The organism is Enterobacter cloacae complex sp. SHL020 (assembly GCF_049236945.1).
Classification (GTDB): domain Bacteria; phylum Pseudomonadota; class Gammaproteobacteria; order Enterobacterales; family Enterobacteriaceae; genus Enterobacter; species Enterobacter dykesii.
In genome coordinates this window covers 795,111-814,823 of the sequence record NZ_JBMKJF010000001.1, presented here as the reverse complement: position 1 = coordinate 814,823, position 19,713 = coordinate 795,111, and the positions used below count along the sequence as shown (strand labels likewise).

Here is a 19,713-nt window from a genome sequence, read left to right as displayed (position 1 = left end):
AGGACAGAACAATGAAATTCAGTGAACTGTGGTTACGCGAGTGGGTGAACACCACGCTGGACAGCGACGCGCTTTCTAACCAGATCACCATGGCAGGTCTGGAAGTCGACGGCGTTGAGCCGGTTTCCGGTACCTTCAACGGCGTGGTCGTCGGCGAAGTAGTCGAATGCGGTCAGCACCCTAATGCTGACAAACTGCGCGTAACAAAAGTAAACGTGGGCGGTGACCGTCTGCTGGATATCGTCTGCGGTGCGCCAAACTGCCGTCAGGGCCTGAAGGTGGCCGTGGCGACCGTCGGAGCGGTGCTGCCGGGCGATTTCAAAATTAAAGCGGCTAAGCTGCGCGGCGAGCCGTCTGAAGGCATGCTGTGCTCCTTCTCCGAGCTGGGTATTTCCGACGACCACAACGGCATCATTGAGCTGCCGCTGGATGCGCCAGTCGGCACCGATATCCGTGAATACCTGAAGCTTGATGACAACACCATCGAAATCAGCGTCACGCCAAACCGTGCCGACTGCTTAGGGATCATCGGCGTGGCGCGCGACGTGGCCGTGCTGAACCAGACCGAACTGAACGCGCCAGAAATCGCGCCGGTTGAAGCGACCATCGGTGACGTGCTGCCTATTCAGGTTGACGCTGCGGATGCTTGCCCGCGCTACCTCGGTCGCGTGGTGAAAGGCATCAACGTGAAAGCGCCAACCCCGCTGTGGATGAAAGAGAAGCTGCGCCGCTGCGGTATTCGCTCTATCGACGCAGTGGTTGACGTGACCAACTACGTTCTGCTGGAGCTGGGCCAGCCAATGCACGCGTTCGATAAAGATCGTATCGACGGCGGCATCGTTGTGCGCATGGCGAAAGAGGGCGAAACCCTGGTTCTGCTGGACGGCAGCGAAGCGAAACTGAACGCCGACACCCTGGTGATTGCTGACCACAGCAAAGCGCTGGCAATGGGCGGTATCTTCGGTGGCGAGCACTCAGGCGTCAACGCCGAGACGCAAAACGTCCTACTGGAATGCGCGTTCTTCAGCCCACTCTCCATCACCGGTCGCGCACGCCGTCACGGCCTGCATACCGATGCCTCTCACCGCTACGAGCGAGGCGTTGACCCGGCGCTGCAGTACAAAGCGATGGAACGTGCGACCCGCCTGCTGATCGACATCTGCGGCGGTGAAGCGGGCCCGGTTATCGACGTCACCAACGAAGCAACGCTGCCGAAGCGCGCAACCATCACCCTGCGCCGCAGCAAGCTGGATCGCCTGATTGGTCACCACGTTGCCGATGCGCAGGTGACCGACATCCTGAAACGTCTGGGCTGTGAAGTAACCGAAGGCCAGGACGAGTGGAAAGCCGTTGCGCCATCATGGCGTTTCGACATGGAAATTGAAGAAGATCTGGTGGAAGAAGTGGCCCGCGTTTACGGCTACAACAACATCCCTGACGAGCCTGTCCAGGCGGGTCTGGTGATGGGCGCCCACCGTGAAGCCGACCTGTCCCTGAAGCGTGTGAAAACCATGCTGAACGACAAAGGCTACCAGGAAGTGATCACCTACAGCTTCGTTGATCCAAAGCTGCAGCAGCTGATCCACCCGGGTCAGGAGGCGCTGATCCTGCCAAGCCCAATCTCCAGCGAAATGTCCGCGATGCGTCTGTCTCTGTGGACGGGCCTGCTGGGCACTGTCGTTTATAATCAGAATCGCCAGCAAAACCGCGTGCGAATTTTCGAAAGCGGTTTGCGCTTTGTACCGGATAATCAGGCAAATTTAGGCATCCGTCAGGATCTCATGCTGGCTGGCGCCATCAGCGGCAACCGCTATGAAGAGCACTGGGACCTGGCAAAAGGCACGGTTGATTTCTACGATATGAAGGGCGATCTGGAAGCGATTCTGGATCTGACCGGTAAATTATCTGAAATTGAATTCCGCGCAGAAGCTATCCCGGCTCTGCATCCGGGCCAGAGCGCAGCTATCTATTTAGACGGCAAACGCGTTGGTTTTATTGGGGTTGTTCACCCTGAGCTGGAGCGTAAGCTGGACCTGAACGGCCGTACCATCGTGTTCGAGCTGGAATGGAACCCGGTGGCTGACCGCGTTATTCCTCAGGCTCAGGACGTCTCCCGCTTCCCGGCAAACCGCCGTGATATCGCGGTTGTGGTCGCGGAAAATGTGCCTGCAGCAGATATTTTGGCCGAATGTAAGAAAGTTGGCGTAAATCAGGTAGTTGGCGTAAACTTATTTGACGTGTACCGCGGCAAGGGCGTAGCAGAAGGTTTCAAGAGCCTCGCTATTAGCCTTATCCTTCAGGATACCAGCCGTACACTCGAAGAAGAGGAGATTGCCGCTACCGTCGCCAAATGTGTAGAGGCATTAAAAGAGCGATTCCAGGCATCATTGAGGGATTGAACCTATGGCGCTTACAAAAGCTGAAATGTCAGAATATCTGTTTGATAAGCTTGGGCTTAGCAAACGGGATGCCAAAGAGCTGGTAGAGCTGTTTTTCGAAGAGATCCGTCGTGCTCTGGAAAATGGTGAGCAGGTAAAACTCTCCGGTTTTGGCAATTTTGATTTGCGAGACAAAAACCAACGTCCGGGCCGCAACCCGAAGACGGGGGAAGATATTCCCATTACAGCCCGCCGCGTGGTGACCTTCAGACCCGGCCAGAAGTTGAAAAGCCGTGTCGAAAACGCAACGCCCAAAGCAGAGTAATATGAACTAACTAAAAAGGCCGCCCACGCGGCCTTTTTTCTTTGCGCTCGCCGGCAAACCCGCCGTAAAATCAATTACATCTCACGCTACTAAAACCGTACACATGCTTGATTATGCCCATCGCCAGCACCGTTCCGATAAGCGTCGCCTGCTTTTGCTGGTGCTGTTGCTCATTGTCGCCGCGGGCGTGAGCCTCTGCGCGGGCGATAGATGGATCGGGCCTGAAAGCTGGTCGGGGCCGGACGGGCAGCTCTTCGTCTGGCAAATTCGCCTGCCGCGCACCGTCGCGGTGGTTCTGGTCGGCGCCGCGCTGGCGCTGTGCGGTACCATTATGCAGGCGTTGTTTGATAACCCTCTGGCGGAGCCCGGGCTGCTCGGCGTGTCAAACGGCGCAGGCGTAGGCCTGATTGCGGCGGTAATGCTGGGTGGGGGAGAACTCACCGGATGGAGTATTAGCCTGAGCGCTATCCTCGGCGCGCTGCTGATCACCGCGATCCTTCTTCGCTTCGCCAGACGGCACTTATCTACCAGCCGTCTGCTGCTTGCCGGCGTGGCGCTGGGGATCATCTGCAGCGCGCTGATGACCTGGGCGGTCTACTTCTCAACATCCTTTGACCTGCGTCAGCTGATGTACTGGATGATGGGCGGCTTTGGAGGCGTTGACTGGCACCAGGGCTGGCTAATGGCGCTACTGGTACCGGTCATCGTGTGGGCTGCCCTGCAGGCGCAGCCGCTGAATATGCTCGCGCTGGGTGAAACCTCTGCCCGCCAGCTCGGCATGCCGATTGGGTTCTGGCGTAATGTGCTGGTGATCGTCATTGGCTGGCTGGTCGGCGTCAGCGTGGCTCTGGCGGGCGCGATCGGCTTTATCGGGCTGGTGATTCCGCACATGCTGCGCCTGTGTGGCCTCACGGACCATCGGACTCTGCTTCCTGCCTCGGCGGTTGCCGGAGCCGTCACGCTGCTGGTGGCCGACATCATCGCCCGGCTTGCCCTGACGGCCGCCGAGCTGCCGATTGGCGTGGTGACCGCCACGCTGGGCGCGCCGGTCTTTATCTGGCTACTATTAAAAGCTGGACGTTAAAACAACTAGCCGTAAGACAACCTGAGGGAATGCTATGCAGTCAGATATCCTGAATACTGAAGTGACCACTATTGATGGCGTTAACACCACGCTGGAAGGCTACAAAGGCAACGTGCTGCTTATCGTCAACGTGGCATCCAAATGTGGCCTGACGCCGCAGTACGAGCAGTTGGAGAACATTCAGAAGGCCTGGGAGAAAGACGGTTTCACCGTGCTGGGCTTCCCGTGCAACCAGTTCCTGGGCCAGGAGCCGGGCAGCGAAGAGGAGATTAAAACCTTCTGCAGCACCACCTATGGCGTGACGTTCCCGATGTTCAGCAAAATCGATGTCAACGGTGAAGACCGCCATCCGCTGTATGCGAAGCTGATCGCTGCCGCGCCGAAAGCCGTTGCGCCGGAAGGAAGCGGTTTTTATGAACGCATGGCCAGCAAAGGCCGCGCGCCGCTTTACCCGGACGATATCCTGTGGAATTTTGAAAAATTCCTGATTGGCCGCGACGGCCAGGTCGTTCAGCGTTTTTCGCCGGATATGACCCCTGAGGATCCGATCGTTATGGAATCGATCAAGCTGGCGCTGGCGAAATAATGTCGCTGCTGATGCAGCTCACGGACGTTGCCGAGCGGGGACGTCTGGAGCCGATAACCGGTACCATCAATGCGGGAGAAATCCTGCATCTTGTCGGGCCAAACGGTGCAGGGAAGAGCACGCTGCTGGCACGGATGGCAGGCATGACCGACGGAGAAGGGCAGATAACGCTGCTGGAGCATACGCTCGCCGACTGGTCACCGGTCTCGCTGGCGCATCGGCGCAGTTACCTCGTGCAGCAGCAGGTTCCGCCCTTTGCGATGCCGGTCTGGCACTATCTGATGCTGCATTTGCACGACAAACAACAGACGGCACTGCTGACGGACGTGGCCGCGGCCCTGGGGCTGGAAGATAAACTGTCCCGGCATGCCAGCCAGCTTTCCGGCGGAGAGTGGCAGCGGGTGCGCCTGGCGGCCGTCATTCTTCAGATCCACCCGGCAGGTAATCCTCACGGGCGAATGCTGCTTCTCGATGAACCCATGAGCGGTCTGGACGTGGCGCAGCAGGCGGCACTGGATGCGCTGTTAAGCACCCTGAGCCGAAAAGGTATCGCCGTGGTGATGAGCAGTCATGACCTCAACCACACCCTGCGACATGCCCACCGGGTGTGGCTGCTGTCGCAGGGAAAGATGATCGCCAGCGGTGCCCGGGATCGGGTTCTTACGCCGCCCCATCTTGCCCGCGCGTACAACATGTCGTTCCGCAGGCTGGATATTGAGGGACATAAGATGCTGATTTCTACCGGGCAGACGTAACCGTTTCTTGCCTCTTAGCACAATTGCACGCTAAATTACGAAAAGAACAAAAAAAGCAGAGGATTCGTCTGAAAATGCGATTCTGGTTTCTCCTGATGGCCGCACTTTTTCTTGCGGGATGCAGTAGCCATCGTGCGCCGCCGCCTAACCCACGGCTTTCAGATTCGATCACCGTTATTGCCAGCCTTAACGATCAGCTGAGCAACTGGCGCGGTACGCCTTATCGCTACGGCGGCATGAGCCGCGGCGGCGTGGATTGTTCCGGCTTCGTTCTGATGACGTTCCGCGACAAGTTTGATTTACAGCTTCCGCGCGAAACGCGCAAGCAGGCCGAAATTGGCACTGAAATTGATAAAGACGATCTTCTGCCCGGGGACCTGGTTTTCTTCAAAACCGGCTCGGGTGAAAGCGGTCTTCATGTGGGCATATATGATACAGACAATCAGTTCATTCACGCCTCGACAAGCCGGGGGGTGATGCGCTCTTCTCTTGATAATGTTTACTGGCGTAAAAATTTCTGGCAGGCACGACGTATATAGTCTTTGTCAGACACTTCTCTTATGACGGCATGGTCTCTAATAAATCATGCCGTTTTTTCTCAAATAAGATGCTTAAAGTTAAATTTATCTAAAATTAGCGAATCCTGCATGTGTCTGTTTTATCTAAAACTGGCTATTATTCGGCAACCAGGATAAAATTATTTTAGATTCAGGGATAAATCTGAAAATAAATACGGAACTAATGAAATTAATCTTATTAAAATCAAGACAGTGGAATTGTGTCGGCAATTGCTCCAGGATGTCCTCTCTCATCTTTAATGTGGAGCGAGTGCAATGATTATTACGCTAGATAATGCTTACCAGTCTGAACTGCTGCTTCTGCCCGCCCGTAATAGCGCCGGGGAGCTTAAAGGTTTAGAGGTTCTGGTTAACTTTACTGGCGTCGGTAGCGATGTGCGGATCCCCACTGAGCTCGTTATCCCTCGGCTTTCAGCAGCTGAAGAGTTAGTGCTGTTTAACGAAAAACTGCAATTGCTTGATACCTGTAAACTGTTTTTTATTCAGCATCAGTTAATTGCATGGATCAATATTACACCTGCAATAGTTGAATTTTTATTAAGTGATGGAAACGCTGTTTCAATCCTTGAGCGTTATCCGTTTCTTGAGTTTACTGTTAATGAGAATTATCCAGGTTTAAATAACGGAAAAGACGATCTGCAGCTGGCGAGAATGGCAATCCATTTCCCGTTGGTCCTGGCAAACTTTGGCGCAGGCGCCGCATCGCTCAAAGCGGTCTATGATGGATTATTTAAACGGGTTATTCTCGACAAAGGCTTCATTCAGCAGCGTGCCCCGGAGCTCTCTTTTGAGCCCTTTATGCGCGCCATCCTCTGGCAAATCACACCGCACTGCCAGTCAGTGATTGTCTCAGGCATTGACGACCACGGCCTGTTGCAACGCGTATTGTCCTTCAATTTTGGCGCCATGCAGGGCGCACTCTGGCCAGCCGTCTCTGCGGAGCACGTTACATCGCTGGTTCAGCAGCGATAACCCTTGCTTTCGCCCGTGTTTAAGTCCGGGTAAACCCTCTACACTAAAAGCAGGAGGACTTATGACCCTGTCTTTTACTGCTCACTGGCATGACGAGTTGCCTGGCTTTTACACCGCACTCAAACCAACACCGTTACAAAATTCACGCCTTATCTGGCATAACGATTTGCTGGCAGAAGAGCTGGCCATTCCGCCTGAGCTGTTTCAGCGTTCAGAGGGCGCTGGCGTCTGGGGCGGTGAAACGCTTCTCGCCGGGATGCAACCTCTGGCTCAGGTCTATAGCGGCCACCAGTTTGGCGTCTGGGCGGGGCAGCTGGGCGACGGCAGGGGGATCCTGCTCGGCGAACAACAGCTTCCCAACGGGGAGACGGTTGACTGGCACCTGAAAGGCGCGGGCCTTACTCCCTATTCGCGAATGGGCGACGGGCGTGCGGTTCTGCGTTCAACGATTCGTGAATGCCTGGGCTCCGAAGCGATGCATGCCCTGGGGATCCCCACTACCCGAGCGCTGTCGATCGTGACCAGCGATACGCCGGTTGTGCGCGAAACGGTGGAAAAGGGCGCAATGCTGATGCGTATCGCGCAAAGCCATCTGCGCTTCGGCCATTTTGAGCACTTTTACTACCGTCGCGAGCCGGAAAAGGTGCGCCAGCTGGCTGACTTTGCCATTCGTCACCACTGGGCGCATTTGCAGGACGAGGCGGATAAATACGTTATCTGGTTCAGGGATGTGGTTGCCCGAACCGCAGCCCTGATTGCCCGCTGGCAAACGGTGGGCTTTGCCCATGGCGTCATGAATACGGACAACATGTCGATCCTCGGGCTGACCTTTGATTACGGCCCGTTTGGTTTCCTGGACGATTATCAGCCTGGCTATATCTGCAACCACTCCGACTATCAGGGACGTTACAGCTTTGACAATCAGCCAGCGGTTGGCCTGTGGAACCTGCAGCGGCTTGCGCAAACCCTGTCGCCGTTCATCGACGTAGAAGCCCTCAATGATGCACTCGACAGCTATCAGGACATATTGCTGCGAGAATACGGCACGCTGATGCGCAACAAGCTGGGACTGATAACGCAGGAGAGGGGCGATAACGACATTCTCAACGGCCTGTTTGCCCTGATGGCGCGCGAGGGCAGCGATTATACCCGTACCTTCCGGATGCTGAGCCAGACGGAGCAGCACAGTGCGGCCTCGCCGCTGCGCGACGAGTTTATTGACAGACAGGCGTTTGACGACTGGTTTGCAACTTACCGCGCGCGTCTGCAGCAGGAGCAGGTGGACGACGCCACTCGCCAGACGCAGATGAACGCGACGAATCCCGCGATGGTGTTGCGCAACTGGCTGGCGCAGCGGGCGATTGAGCAGGCAGAGCAGGGCGAGTACGACGAGCTACACCGTCTGCATGTGGCGCTGCGCACGCCGTTTGCCGACCGGGATGATGACTACGTCAGCCGCCCGCCTGACTGGGGCAAGCGGCTTGAGGTCAGCTGCTCAAGCTAGTCTTTTGGCCGAGAGGCGGCTTCGCCTTACCCGGCCAACCAGTCACTGCGCGACCCAGCCGCCATCCATATTCCACGCGGCGCCGCGAACGTTCACGGCGCCCTCACTGCACAAAAACAGCGCCAGTTCACCCAGCTGCTCCGGGGTGACAAACTCTCCCGAAGGCTGTTTCTCCGCGAGAAGCTGTTCCCGAGCCTGCTCCGGCGGGACGCCGTCAGCGATGCGCTTATCAATTTGCTGCTGCACCAGCGGGGTCAGCACCCAGCCGGGACAGATGGTATTGGCGGTAATGCCGGTGCGGGCGGTTTCCAGCGCCAGCGATTTCGTAAAGCCCACTACGCCATGCTTGGCGGCAACGTAGGCCGACTTCTCTTTTGACGCGACCAGCCCGTGAACCGAGGCGATATTGATGATGCGCCCCCAGTTTTTCTCTCGCATGGCGGGCAGCGCCAGTCGGCTGGTGTGAAATACCGAAGAGAGATTAATGGCGATAATGTCGTTCCATTTCTCCACTGGAAACGCGTCAACCGGGGCGACATGCTGTATCCCGGCGTTGTTGACAAGAATGTCCACGCCGCCAAACTGCGATTCGGCGTAGCGCATCATGGCTTCAATTTGCAGCACGTCACGCAGGTCCGCATCGTGATAGCCCGGCTTTTTGCCCAGTTGCGCAATCTCTTCTCTTGCTGATTCGCTGTCGCCGAAACCGTTGAGGATCAGCTGCGCCCCGGCCTTCGCCAGCACGCGGGCGATCCCAAGTCCAATGCCGCTGGTCGAGCCCGTCACCAGCGCGGTCTTACCGTTCAGATTCATCTTTCTCTCCTTACACAATGCCGGTCAGATAGAACACGGCAATGACAAAAAGCACTGCCAGACTTTTAATGATAGTGATAGCGAAAATACCGCCGTAGGCCTGACGATGGCTCAGGCCGGTAATCGCCAGCAGGGTAATCACCGCGCCGTTATGGGGCAGCGTATCCATACCGCCGCTCGCCATTGAGGCCACGCGGTGCAGCACTTCAAGAGGAATATTGGCGGCGTGGGCGGCGGCGACAAACGAGTCGGACATGGCGGCGAGAGCAATGCTCATCCCGCCGGACGCCGAGCCGGTGATCCCCGCAAGCACCGTCACGCTGATGGCTTCATTCAGCAGCGGATTCGGGATAGCCGCCAGCGCTTTGGATAACACCAGGAACCCAGGCAGGGCGGCGATCACCGCGCCGAAACCGTATTCCGAGGCGGTATTCATCGCCGCCAGAATGGCACCGCTCACCGCGGTCCGGCTGCCTTCAGCCAGACGCCCACGGATATTGCGAAAGCCAAAAATCAGCACCAGCACGATACCGGAGATCAGCGCCGCCTCGACGGCCCAGATGGCGGTGATCTTGCCCATCTCGGTCACAATGGGTTTCGCCAGGCCTGGCAGAGTCAGCTCGTGCGTCGTGCCGTACCAGCCGGGGATCCAGCGGGTAAACAGCAGGTTCAGTATGCCCACTACAAGCAGCGGGGAGATAGCAATCAGCGGGTGTGGAAGGTTAATGTTATCCGGCGTTTCGGGTTCATTTTTCAGATCCGTGCCGTAGCCCTCGTTGTTATTGAACGCCTTACGACGCTGGCGCTCCAGCCAGAGCAGGCCAAAGATGATAATAAACAGAGAGCCGATAAGCCCCAGCCACGGCGCGGCCCAGGCGTTTGTGCCAAAGAAGCTGGTGGGGATGATATTCTGGATCTGCGGCGTGCCGGGCAGGGCGTCCATGGTAAACGAGAATGCCCCCAGCGCCACGGTGGCCGGGATCAGCCGCTTAGGGATGCCGCTCTGGCGGAACAGCTCCGCGGCGAAAGGGTAAACCGCGAACGCCACCACGAACAGCGACACGCCGCCGTAGGTTAACAACGCGCACACCAGGACAATCACCGGAATGGCGTGGCGACGGCCGAGGATCAGAATCGCGGCGGCGACGATAGAGCGTGAGAAACCGGAAAGCTCAATCAGCTTGCCAAACACCGCCCCCAGCAGGAACACCGGGAAGTAGAGCTTGACGAAGCCGACCATTTTTTCCATAAACAGGCCGGTAAACGTCGGGCCGACGGCACCCGGATCGGTCAGCAGCACGGCGCCGAGCGCCGCAATCGGCGCAAATAAAATAACGCTGTATCCGCGATAGGCCGCCAGCATCAGCAGCGCCAGCGCCGCCAGGGCAATTAACACACTCATTACGACTCCTCACTTTAATTATTATTTGGGTATCAACGAGATGCTTAACGCTCGACGGTCAGAGCAATGCCTTGCCCGCCGCCCACGCACAGGGTGACGAGCCCTTTTTTGACGTCACGGCGCTGCATTTCGTACAGCAGCGTCACGAGAATGCGGCAGCCGGAGGCGCCAATCGGATGACCCAGGGCGATAGCGCCGCCGTTAACGTTCACCTTGCGCTCATCCCAGCCGAGCTGCTTGCCCACCGCCAGCGCCTGGGCGGCAAAGGCCTCATTGGCTTCAATGAGGTCCACGTCATCCAGCGTCCAGCCCGCCCGCGACAGCGCCGTCCGGCAGGCGCTGACCGGACCGATGCCCATCACCGACGGGTCAACGCCCGTCACGGCGTAGCTCACGATGCGACCGAGAACTGGCAAACCGCTCTCCCGCGCCTTTTCGCCGCTCATCAGCAGCACCGCGGCGGCACCGTCGTTGAGCGTTGACGCATTTCCGGCCGTCACCGTGCCTTCCGCCTGCAGAAAGGCGGGGCGCAGCTGCGCCAGCTGCTCAGCGGTGGTGCCAGGCCGGGGCTGTTCGTCACGGCGGACGATAAGCGGCGGTTTTTTACCCTGTTTTACCGTTACCGGCGCTATCTCGGCGTCAAACCGACCCGCTTCGAGGGCAAAAGCCGCTTTGTGCTGCGACCGGGCGGCAAAGGCGTCCTGCTGCTCGCGGGAAATGGCATTTTCCCGGGCGACGTTTTCAGCGGTGATCCCCATGTGATAATCGTTGAACGCGTCCCACAGACCGTCGGTAATCATGCTGTCCTGCAGGCCCGTATGGCCAAAACGCAGCCCTGAACGCGCGCCGTCCAGCAGATAGGGGGCGTTGCTCATGCTCTCCTGACCGCCAGCGATAATCGCGTCCGCGTCGCCGCAGCGGATCGCCTGCGCGGCAAGCTGCACCGCTTTTAGGCCCGCGCCGCACACAAGGTTGACCGTTGTCGCCGGCGTGCTGACGGGTAATCCGGCGGCGATGGCCGTCTGACGCGCGGGGTTTTGCCCGCATCCCGCCGTCAACACCTGTCCGAAAATCAGTTCATCTACCTGTTCTTCGCGAAGATCGCTGTTCTCCAGCAGGTGCCGCACCGCGACGGCCCCCAGCTCAACCGCCGAAAGGGACGATAGCGAGCCGCGAAAACTGCCAATGGGGGTTCGCGTTGCCCCGACAATCATGACCTCTTTCATCGTGAGTCCTCAGTTGAAGCGCATCTCGCGAACGTCGTCCGCCACAATCATTTTCCCGGCCGTCTTAGCCGCAATTTCGTCGATGCTGACGCCGGGGGCGTATTCCCGCAGGATGAACGCGCCGTCCTCGATCTCCAGCAATGCGAGATCGGTTAAGACCCGACGGATACAGCCCGCGCCCGTGAGCGGCAGCGTGCAGCGCGGCAGCAGCTTTGACTCACCGCTTTTCGACGCGTGGGTCATCACCACAATGATGTTCTGCGCCCCGGCCACGAGATCCATCGCGCCGCCCATGCCCTTGACCATCTTTCCGGGGATCATCCACGAGGCGATATTGCCCTCGACGTCCACTTCAAACGCGCCCAGCACGGTCAGATCGACATGACCGCCGCGGATCATGGCAAACGACTGGGCCGAGTCGAAAATGGCCGCGCCGGTGCGCGCGGTCACGGTCTGTTTACCGGCGTTGATCATGTCGGCGTCAAGGCTCCGCTCGTCAGGAAAAGCCCCCATCCCCAGCAGCCCGTTTTCGGACTGAAGCATCACGTCCATCCCGTCCGGAATGTAGTTCGCCACCAGGGTAGGGATGCCAATCCCCAGGTTGACGTAATACCCGTCGCGCAGCTCGCGGGCGACGCGCATAGCCATCTGTTCACGGGTTAACATCGTCAGACTCCTTCCGCGCGCAGGGTGCGCTGTTCAATGCGTTTTTCAAACTGGCCGACAATCAGCCTGTCGACGTAAATGCCCGGGGTATGAATGGCCGACGGGGGCAGCTCGCCCGGTGCAACAATCTCTTCCACCTCGACGACCGTTATCCGGCCCGCCGTTGCCATCAGCGGATTAAAATTTTGCGCGGTATGCCGATAGACAACGTTGCCGTACCAGTCCGCTTTCCAGCCCTTAATGAGCGCGAAATCACCGGTAATCGCCTCCTCGAGGATGTAGTGCTTTCCCGCAAACTGGCGCACGTCTTTGCCGACAGCCACGGGCGTGCCGTAGCCAGTGGCCGTGTAAAATGCCGGAATGCCCGCGCCGCCCGCACGCACCTTTTCCGCCAGCGTGCCCTGAGGCGTGAGTTCAATCTCCAGTTCGCCGCTCAGCACCTGCCGCTCGAACAGGGCGTTCTCGCCGACGTAAGAGGCGACCACTTTGCGAACCTGCCGCGTTTCGAGCAGTAATCCGAGACCGAAACCGTCCACGCCGCAGTTGTTTGATACCACCGTCAGATCTTTCACCTGACGGCGTCTGACCTCTGCAATCAGGTTCTCCGGAATACCGCACAGGCCAAAGCCGCCCGCCAGCAAGGTCATCCCGTCCGTCAGCCCATCCAGCGCCTGCGCATAGCTGCCGACGCGCTTATCCAGTCCCGCCATAGTCATCCCTCCCGTTATCCGTGCCGGTATCATTAGGGGCGGCGACTCATTTGTTAATTTTGAATTTGTGACCCACTCATTTGGTTTTTTTATTAATTTCCTGTTAACTAAATTTTTTCAATTAGTTAACAGGAAGAAAAATGAGAATGAGTGTCAAACAGTTACGCGCGTTTTTAGCGGTAGCTCACACTCTCAATTTCGCCCACGCCAGCGAACGGCTGAATCTTTCCCAGCCGGCCCTGAGCCTGACGATTAAAGCGCTGGAGGACGCCCTCGGCGGACCGCTGCTGCAGCGGAGCACGCGCAAGGTCGCGCTGACGCAGGAGGGCGAGACGTTTTTGCCGATGGCGCGCCAGCTGCTTGCCGACTGGGATAACGTCGAAGAGGCGATGCACCAGTGCTTTACCCTGCAGCGCGGTAAAATCTCGGTCGCGGCCATGCCGTCGTTTGCCGCGAATGTCCTGCCCGGGGTGCTAAAAGCGTTTCGCGATCGTCATGCCGGGATCAACGTCACCGTGCATGACGTTATCAACGAGCAGGTGATTGAGATGGTGCGGGAGGGGCGAGTCGAGATGGGCATCGCCTTTGAACCGGCACCGACGCACAACCTGCTGTTTACCCCGCTGGGCCTCGACAGGTTTGTTGCCATCGTGCCGAAAGATTCCTCGCTGGCAGGCAAGAAGCGCCTGTCATGGGAAGAGCTGCTGACGCTGGATTTCATCACCCTGCAGCGCCCGTCGGCGGTACGTCTGATGATGGAGGAGGAGCTGGCGCGAAGCGGCAGAAAGCTGGAGGTGGCGCTGGAGAGTCATCAGCTGGTGACGGTCGGGCGAATGGTCGCAAGCGGGCTGGGCGGCAGTGCCGTCCCGGCGCTCTGCGAGGCGCAGATGACGGCGCTGGGCGCGGTCTGTATCCCGCTGGATAACCCGCAGATAGAAAAGTGCATTGGAGCAATCCATCCCGGGCACACGCAGCTCTCTAAAGCGGCGCGTGCCCTGCTGGAGACGCTGAAGGATTTTTATCAGCCCGATCAGGGGGCGAGAAACACCTGCGGCGCGGCGTGAGCCGGATGCCTGCCGACGTGGACCTGTGCGCCGTACCAGCGCGCCAGCGTATCGGCCTGCAAAACGGCTTCCGGTTTTCCCTGGGAGACGATTGTGCCGCCATGTAGCAGCAGGATGCGGTCCGCCCACAGCGCCGCCAGATTGAGGTCGTGCAGCACCACGCACACGTGCAGATGTCCCCGGCCGGTCAGGGATTTCAGCAGACGCAGCAGATGCTGCTGGTGATAGAGATCCAGCGCGGACGTAGGTTCATCAAGAAACAGCCAGCCGTGCGGCGCACCGTCGCACCAGAGCTGGGCCAGCGCGCGGGCGAGCTGGATGCGCTGCTGCTCGCCGCCGGATAGGGCGGCAAACCGCCTGCCCCCCAGCGGTAAACAGCCGGTGATAGCCATGACTTCTTCAATCACCGACGCTTCTGGCGCGCGGGTCCAGGGCGCACGCCCCATACCAACGACCGCCTCAACCGGCCAGTCAAATCCGAGCTGCGTGCTCTGGCGCATCACCGCCCGGTAGCGGGAGAGCGTTTCTGGCTGCCAGGCCGCAAGCGGTGTGCCCGCCAGGCTGCACCGTCCGGCTGCCGGTTTAAGATAGCCGGTCAGCAGCCGCAACAGCGTTGATTTCCCTGCGCCGTTGGGGCCAATCAGCGCCACCAGCTCGCCCTGAGATAAGGTCAGCGACACGTCGTTAATCAGCGTGCGTTGTCCGGCGCGAAAAACAAGGTTTTCTGCACAGTAGCGTTCAGCCATGCGCCCCTCCGCGACGAAAGATAAGCCATAGAAACCACGGAGCGCCGAGAAGGCTGGTCAGTAAGCCAACCGGCATTTCCGCCGGAGCGACCAGGCTGCGCGCCAGCGTATCGGCCACCAGCAGGAGCAGCGCGCCGGCCAGCACCGAGCCGGGGAGCACCGCCCGGTGGTCGGCTCCCAGCCACATGCGCACCAGGTGCGGCACCACCAGGCCGACGAAGCCGATCACGCCGCTGACCGCAACGGCGGCAGCCACCAGCAGGGCACTGCACAGCAGCAGGATCCGCTGCACGGCGGCAACCTCCACGCCGAGGTAGTGCGCCTCTTCGTCCCCCAGTTGGAGAAGGTTGAGGGCGCCTGCCAGACGCCAGATAATCAGCGCGGTGGGCACCATCAGCGACGCGACGGCCAGCAGCGTTGACCACTGCGCCTGGCCGAGGCTGCCCATTCCCCAGAGCGAAAGCTGGCGAAGCTGGGCATCATTGCTGAGCCATGACAGCACCCCGACTGCGGCGCCGCACAGGGCGTTGATGGCAATGCCCACCAGCAGCAGGCGCGACAGGGAAGCGTCACGCTGTCGGCTGAGCAGGAAAATCACGAAGGTGGCGGCCAGCGCGCCGAGAAACGCCGCCAGCATCGGGGCATACAGCATCACCAGGGCAGGCAGCGAGAGCGGAATCACCACCCACAGCGCGACGGCGAGCGCCGCGCCGCTGCTGATGCCGAGCAGCCCCGGGTCCGCCAGCGGATTTCGAAACAGCCCCTGCATCACGCAACCCGCCAGCGCCAGCGAACCGCCGATCGTCAGCGCCAGCAGCACGCGGGGCAGGCGGATCGTCAGCCAGATCTGACGCAGCGCCTCGTCGGTGCCGTTCCACAGCAGGCTGACCGGCAGGCGTAGTGCCCCCACCCCGGTCGCTGCGAGGGTCATGATGGTCAGGATCGCGGTCAGCATCCATAACGATAAGGCTATCCGCCGGGACATCAGGGCAGTTGCTCCGCTTTGGCACGCAGCTGCCAGATGGCTTCCGGCGTTCGCACGCTGAAGCCCAGTAGCGCCATATCATCAATCGCCAGCACCTGCTTATTACGTCCTGCCGGGGTTTGCGCCAGGCCGGGCAGCTTCCACAGATTCGCTTCCCCACCCAGGGCGTTGATCCCGTCCTGCGAAATCACCACCAGATCGGGTCGGCTGGCAATCGTCCCTTCCTGAGACAGCGGCTGATAGCGGGTGAACCCCTGCATCGCGTTCTGCAGCCCCGCCGCACGAATTGCCGCGTCCGCGGCGGTCTGTTGTCCGGCGGCCATGGCGGTCATCCCGCCGTGGTTGAGAATAAACAGCACCCGCTTATCGATCGGTGACGCGGGAAGCGCCGACAGCGCCTGACGCAGCGTGTTGCGCAGGACTTCCCCCTCGGCCTCACGGTGCGTCGCTTCAGCGACGATCCGCACCTTTTCGTCAATGACGTTCAGGTCGTTACCGGCGGGAACAACGATTACCCTGACGTGGCTTTGCTCAACCTGCTTTAGCGCCAGAGACGGCTGCGCCTGGGCGCTGGCCAGCACCAGCGTAGGGCGCATGGATAAGATCCCTTCCGCGTTGAGCTGACGCAGATAGCCCACGTCCGGCAGCGCGTTCGCCGCCTGCGGCCACTGGCTTGTGCTGTCGCGGGCCACCAGAGAAGACGACGCGCCGAGAGCGTAGACAATCTCGGTGACGTCACCACCGAGCGTGACGATTTTCTCCTGCGGCGCAGCAAACACCAGCAGGGGCAGGGCGCTGAGGAGGACTAGCCACCGTTTCATGCGGCCAGCCCTTTCGCCGTCAGGGCGTCTATCTGGCTGCGCCACTGGCTTTGCTCCGGCTCGCCTTCGGTGCGCTGGCCGTACAGCTGGGCGATTTGCGTCCCGTCGGCGGCAAACAGCTCCAGACTGGTGACATGCCCATCAGCGGTTGGTTTGCGCGTGACCCACGTCTCCGCAATGGCGTCTTCAAGCAGATGCAGGGTAAAGGTTGGGTTAAAGACGTTCAGCCAGCCTTTCATCGGCGCCAGCTTTTCCACCGCGCCGGTGAAAATCTGCACGCAGCCGCGGTTGCCGACGAAGACCATGATTTCATTGCCGTCCCGACGCGCCGTCTCCAGCAGCTGCGCCAGCGCGCTGTTCTCTACCCGACAGGCCAGATCGTCCCCCACCAGGCGAAACGCCTGTTGGCGGCTAAGATTGTGGCGCTTCAGCAGGCTGAAGAACTGGTGCACGTCGGTCATGGCGCGCCACTCTTTATCCACGAGAGCCGCGTTTGCGTTTTCTGCGTGAGCCGGGGCTTCGGCAACCTTCAGTTCAAGCGGCGGGTTGTCAGCAAAGATAAAGCGGGTCAGCACGTCGCCCCAGGCGGAAACGTCGGTGTTATCCGTGGCGTAGACCTTCAGCAGGGCATCCCCCTGGTGGTCGAAGAACTGAATGCTCTGCCGCTCGCCGCGGGCGGTGGCTTCGCTGATGTGAAACGCGCTTGCCCACTGGTTGAGGAACAGGCGCAGATCCAGCGCGCGCGGGTTCAGCACCAGCCCGGCGTGGCCGTTCAGGTGCTGGTTGGTGAAATTCCCTACCTGTTCGTGAACGGCGTATTCGTTGCGGCAGATACATTTGGTTTCGCCCACCGTCTCCAGCGCGCCCAGGATCTCGCGGATTTCACCGTGCAGTCGCCAGGCATCGTGTCCCACGCGGGCAAAGGTGAGCTCTGCTTCGCTGATGTTCATTAACCCTGCGACGTCGCGCGCGTACTTACCCGGATTTTCTTTTTTTAGCTCAAGCCAGCGTGTGTAGTGATTCATTGTCTCTTCCTTTCAAAGCAATGCCCCGGTCAGCCCGGGGCGAAGGGATTACCATTGATAACTGACGAAAATCTTCCCGTTACGACCATCCTGAGGAATGCCCTGAGGTGACCAGTATTCTTTGTCAAAGGCGTTGCCGAGTACCAGCGTCGTGGTCACGCCTTTGAGTCGCTCCTGGCCCTTATAGCTGACATAGAAGTCGTTAACCGCATAGCCCGGCTGTTTGCTGTAGCTGCTGCTGATATGCGTTGAGCGATCGACAAAGGTGCCAATCCAGCCAACGGAAAATCCGCTCTGCGCCACCGGAATGTCCAGCTTGCTGGTGACGGTATCCGGGTTGATGCTGGAGATGTACTCGCCCGTATCGCTGTCTTTCCCGCGCGTGCGGTTATAGGCCAGGTCCAGGTTGAAGAGGTCGGCAGAGTATTTTGCCATCATGTCCCAGCCCCAGATTTTGGCGTTCGGGACGTTATAGGACATGGTGGTTGCCGCCGCAAAATCGACGGTGGTAGAGATATAGTCTTTGGCTTTGGTATCGAAGTAGCTGGCTTTGAACTCCAGCGCATCGTTGGCAAGCATGAGATCGTCAAAGCGCAGGCCAAATCCAAACTCCTGCGTTTCGTTGGTTTCCGGGCGCAGGTTCGGGTTTGGCACCCAGTAGTTGGTATAGAAGCGGCCAATGGAGAAGTGTTTGGCGTCGTTATACATCTCGCCCATAGTCGGCGCGCGGAACGCCTGCGCGTACGAGCCAAACAGCATCAGCCAGTCGGTCGGGCTGACGGTCAATCCGGCGCGGGAGGACCATTTATCGGCATCGACATCGTTGTAGCCGTCGCTGCTGCCGCGGTAGTTGTCATAGCGAGTACCGCCAAGAAGAGTGACGGGAAGGTCGCGCAGGGTAATTTCGTCCTGCAGCCAGCCAGAGCTGAAATCAATTTTCGCCTCCGGGAACCCGGTGGTGGCCCCGCCCGGATGCTGCTCCTGACGATAGTATTCCCCGCCGTAGGTCAGAAGGTGTGCTGCAAAGGTGTCGCTGAACAGACGGGTGCGGTTTTCCACCTTGCCGCCTTTGGTGGTTTGCTTGCGAAATTCGCCGCTGCCGTCGATGTTCTGGGCATTGATGCGCGCTTCGGACCAGTAAACCTTCGCATCGGCGTTCAGCCAGTCGTTATCTTCCGGGGCGATGCTGTAGCCCAGCTGCGCATCACGCTGAATGGTTGAGCGATCGGTCATCGAGTTACTGCTGTCCGCCCCGGTGGTTTGCGGATTTTTTGGCTCCTGGGCATCGTTGTTGTAGTAGCGCAGCGAGCCGCTCAGGGTCTGGGCCGGGTCGATTTTCCAGCTGCCCTTCGCCAGCATGTTATTGATGGACTCGTCATTAGGCGCGCTTGCGCCGTCGCTCTGGCGGATGTCACCGCGATCCCGGCTGGACCAGGAGACCAGACCGTCCAGCGTATCGGTGCGGCCATAGGCGCTGGCGCCCATCCCGAGGCTACGATCGCCCGTCGCGCCCGTTCCAAACACGCGGTAACCACTGTTTTTACCCGGCTCCAGCAGATCTTTTGCATCGACGGTGTCATACGAAATGACGCCGCCCAGCGCGCCGCTGCCGTACAGCAGGGCCGACGGGCCGCGGACCACTTCGATACGTTTGATGAGCGCGGGATCGAGGAAGGTGCTGTTCAGGTGGCCGGTATCGGTGCCCTGGCGCACGCCGTCAACCAGCACCAGCACGCCGCGACGGTCATATCCGCGCAGGTTCACGTCCTGCCCGTTGGTGCGCCCGGTGCCGTCCAGCGTCAGGCCGGGGACGTTACGCAGCAGGTCGGCAGCAGAGCTGGCGGTTTGTTTCTCCGGCGCGCTGGCGTCAATTACGTTCACCATCATGGGGGCTTCAAAGGCGCTGCGGGCGTTGCCCGTGGCGGTGACGGTAATGTCATCTGTGGCGGCAAACGCCGCGGTCGGCAGGGCGCTGACAATCGCCAGCGCCAGAATTGACGGACGTAAAGATGCGGAAGGCAGGTGTGGCATAGCAACTCTCCATAAGAAGTGAAAAGCGCTGGCTGCCTGGGT

19 protein-coding genes are annotated in these 19,713 nt (G+C 59.5%); 9 read left to right on the top strand and 10 right to left on the bottom strand.

The window, feature by feature from the left end; all coding sequences use genetic code 11:
- The first annotated feature begins 11 nt into the window (after positions 1-11).
- The 8 genes from pheT (at position 12) to selO (ending at position 8,182) form a co-directional block, all read left to right on the top strand.
- Positions 12-2,399, top strand: coding sequence for a phenylalanine--tRNA ligase subunit beta (gene pheT / locus ACOTZB_RS03915; protein WP_421626535.1), 2,388 nt, complete (start codon positions 12-14; stop codon positions 2,397-2,399).
- Between the two features lie 4 nt (positions 2,400-2,403).
- Positions 2,404-2,703, top strand: a complete 300-nt coding sequence (gene ihfA / locus ACOTZB_RS03910; protein ID WP_003857805.1) for an integration host factor subunit alpha — start codon at positions 2,404-2,406, stop codon at positions 2,701-2,703.
- A 103-nt stretch (positions 2,704-2,806) separates the two neighbouring features.
- Positions 2,807-3,787 carry a vitamin B12 ABC transporter permease BtuC gene (gene btuC, locus ACOTZB_RS03905; RefSeq protein ID WP_193804552.1) on the top strand — a complete coding sequence of 327 codons (981 nt, stop codon included), beginning with the start codon at positions 2,807-2,809 and terminating at the stop codon, positions 3,785-3,787.
- A gap of 34 nt (positions 3,788-3,821) precedes the next feature.
- Complete coding sequence (locus ACOTZB_RS03900) at positions 3,822-4,373, top strand: glutathione peroxidase (protein ID WP_047061627.1); 552 nt, start codon at positions 3,822-3,824, stop codon at positions 4,371-4,373.
- Positions 4,373-5,128 (top strand): vitamin B12 ABC transporter ATP-binding protein BtuD, encoded by a 756-nt coding sequence (btuD, locus tag ACOTZB_RS03895; protein WP_421626534.1) that lies wholly within the window; start codon positions 4,373-4,375, stop codon positions 5,126-5,128. Before ACOTZB_RS03900 ends, btuD begins: the two co-directional genes overlap by 1 nt.
- 74 nt (positions 5,129-5,202) lie before the next feature.
- Positions 5,203-5,667: an NlpC/P60 family protein gene (locus ACOTZB_RS03890; RefSeq protein ID WP_008500650.1), complete on the top strand. Its 465-nt coding sequence runs from the start codon at positions 5,203-5,205 to the stop codon at positions 5,665-5,667.
- A gap of 294 nt (positions 5,668-5,961) precedes the next feature.
- Positions 5,962-6,678, top strand: a complete 717-nt coding sequence (locus tag ACOTZB_RS03885; protein WP_047651963.1) for an EAL domain-containing protein — start codon at positions 5,962-5,964, stop codon at positions 6,676-6,678.
- Between the two features lie 61 nt (positions 6,679-6,739).
- Positions 6,740-8,182 carry a protein adenylyltransferase SelO gene (gene selO / locus ACOTZB_RS03880; protein WP_421626533.1) on the top strand — a complete coding sequence of 481 codons (1,443 nt, stop codon included), beginning with the start codon at positions 6,740-6,742 and terminating at the stop codon, positions 8,180-8,182.
- 42 nt (positions 8,183-8,224) lie between these two features.
- On the opposite strand, the gene ACOTZB_RS03875 is transcribed toward selO, so the two are convergent.
- The 5 genes from ACOTZB_RS03875 to ACOTZB_RS03855 are packed head-to-tail and all read right to left on the bottom strand — an operon-like array spanning position 8,225 to position 12,999.
- Positions 8,225-8,995 carry a 3-hydroxybutyrate dehydrogenase gene (locus ACOTZB_RS03875; protein WP_047651966.1) on the bottom strand — a complete coding sequence of 257 codons (771 nt, stop codon included), beginning with the start codon at positions 8,993-8,995 and terminating at the stop codon, positions 8,225-8,227.
- Positions 8,996-9,005: 10 nt separating this feature from the next.
- Positions 9,006-10,397, bottom strand: coding sequence for a GntP family permease (locus tag ACOTZB_RS03870; RefSeq protein ID WP_421626532.1), 1,392 nt, complete (start codon positions 10,395-10,397; stop codon positions 9,006-9,008).
- A 44-nt stretch (positions 10,398-10,441) separates the two neighbouring features.
- Positions 10,442-11,623 carry an acetyl-CoA C-acetyltransferase gene (locus ACOTZB_RS03865; protein WP_421626531.1) on the bottom strand — a complete coding sequence of 394 codons (1,182 nt, stop codon included), beginning with the start codon at positions 11,621-11,623 and terminating at the stop codon, positions 10,442-10,444.
- Between the two features lie 9 nt (positions 11,624-11,632).
- Complete coding sequence (locus ACOTZB_RS03860; protein ID WP_023311306.1) at positions 11,633-12,289, bottom strand: CoA transferase subunit B; 657 nt, start codon at positions 12,287-12,289, stop codon at positions 11,633-11,635.
- Between the two features lie 2 nt (positions 12,290-12,291).
- A complete protein-coding gene (locus ACOTZB_RS03855) occupies positions 12,292-12,999 on the bottom strand; it encodes a CoA transferase subunit A (RefSeq protein WP_421626530.1) in 708 nt (235 codons plus the stop codon).
- Positions 13,000-13,139: 140 nt separating this feature from the next.
- On the opposite strand from ACOTZB_RS03855, the gene ACOTZB_RS03850 reads away from it, so the two are divergent.
- A complete protein-coding gene (locus ACOTZB_RS03850; RefSeq protein ID WP_421626529.1) occupies positions 13,140-14,063 on the top strand; it encodes a LysR family transcriptional regulator in 924 nt (307 codons plus the stop codon).
- Here the strand turns inward: ACOTZB_RS03850 and ACOTZB_RS03845 are convergent.
- The 5 genes from ACOTZB_RS03845 to ACOTZB_RS03825 are packed head-to-tail and all read right to left on the bottom strand — an operon-like array spanning position 14,030 to position 19,671.
- Positions 14,030-14,809: a heme ABC transporter ATP-binding protein gene (locus ACOTZB_RS03845; RefSeq protein ID WP_421626528.1), complete on the bottom strand. Its 780-nt coding sequence runs from the start codon at positions 14,807-14,809 to the stop codon at positions 14,030-14,032. The two genes, ACOTZB_RS03850 and ACOTZB_RS03845, sit on opposite strands and share 34 nt — an antisense overlap.
- Positions 14,802-15,794, bottom strand: coding sequence for a FecCD family ABC transporter permease (locus ACOTZB_RS03840; protein WP_421626527.1), 993 nt, complete (start codon positions 15,792-15,794; stop codon positions 14,802-14,804). The genes ACOTZB_RS03845 and ACOTZB_RS03840 overlap by 8 nt, the downstream gene beginning before the upstream one ends.
- A complete protein-coding gene (locus ACOTZB_RS03835; protein ID WP_421626526.1) occupies positions 15,794-16,615 on the bottom strand; it encodes a heme/hemin ABC transporter substrate-binding protein in 822 nt (273 codons plus the stop codon). Before ACOTZB_RS03835 ends, ACOTZB_RS03840 begins: the two co-directional genes overlap by 1 nt.
- On the bottom strand, positions 16,612-17,640 hold the full coding sequence (gene chuS / locus ACOTZB_RS03830) for a hematinate-forming heme oxygenase ChuS (RefSeq protein WP_421626525.1): 1,029 nt from the start codon (positions 17,638-17,640) through the stop codon (positions 16,612-16,614). The genes ACOTZB_RS03835 and chuS overlap by 4 nt, the downstream gene beginning before the upstream one ends.
- A 48-nt stretch (positions 17,641-17,688) precedes the next feature.
- Complete coding sequence (locus tag ACOTZB_RS03825; RefSeq protein WP_421626524.1) at positions 17,689-19,671, bottom strand: TonB-dependent hemoglobin/transferrin/lactoferrin family receptor; 1,983 nt, start codon at positions 19,669-19,671, stop codon at positions 17,689-17,691.
- Positions 19,672-19,713 lie beyond the last annotated feature (42 nt).